The sequence below is a fragment of the Spirulina subsalsa FACHB-351 genome, assembly GCF_026130165.1.
Lineage (GTDB): Bacteria > Cyanobacteriota > Cyanobacteriia > Cyanobacteriales > Spirulinaceae > Spirulina_A > Spirulina_A subsalsa_A.
On sequence record NZ_JAIHOM010000264.1, the window covers coordinates 1 to 687 of the forward strand.

The 687-nt window shown below is 42.6% G+C and carries 2 protein-coding genes; both read left to right on the forward strand.

All coding sequences use genetic code 11. The features are described from left to right. A partial coding sequence (locus K4A83_RS22770; RefSeq protein ID WP_265267013.1) for a DUF2887 domain-containing protein occupies positions 1-434 on the forward strand: 434 nt, incomplete at its 5' end. Between the two features lie 152 nt (positions 435-586). Beyond that, the coding region (locus K4A83_RS22775) for an Rpn family recombination-promoting nuclease/putative transposase (RefSeq protein ID WP_265267014.1) at positions 587-687 on the forward strand (101 nt) is incomplete at its 3' end.

Here is a 687-nt window from a genome sequence, read left to right on the forward strand (position 1 = left end):
ACGAGTTAGAAGGAGTAGAAGAACAGCTAGGAGTGAGTATAATTCAATTAGTCGTGGAAGAAGAGAGCCAAGCCATGGAACTGGCTCAAAAGCTGATTCAACAAGCTCAAGAGGTATTACCCACAAGTGTCATTCAACGAGATATTATTGACTTAATCGAAACGATAGTTGTTTACAAATTACCCCAACTGAGTCGAGAGGAAATAGCGCAAATGTTAGGACTAACAGATTTAAAACAAACTCGTTTTTATCAAGAAGCCTTTGAAGAAGGTCGCCAAGAAGGTCGTCAAGAAGGTCGCCAAGAAGGGATAGAACAGGGCTTACAGCAAGCACAAAGAAACCTAGTTCAACGTCTTCTAAGTCGTGGTCAGAGTCCAGCAGAAATTGCTGAGTTGCTGGACTTACCTCTAGAAAGAGTTCAGGAACTTCTCTAGGGTTTTTACCCCAAAGGTTAAAAGCGCGTCAGTTATTAACCTGCGGAGTCCACCAGTGCCTTCCACGAATTAGAGCTAGTCATCCAACCGGGTGGACAGGATTAATAGCCAAGTTAATCCAACAAGTAGGTGAGTATAGAGGATAAAAACCCATGAAAACCGACAGCATCTTTTACCGTATCTTTCAACAATATCCTCGCAGTTTCTTTGAACTCCTGAATCGTCCTCCCACAGAAGCCAATGACTACCAATT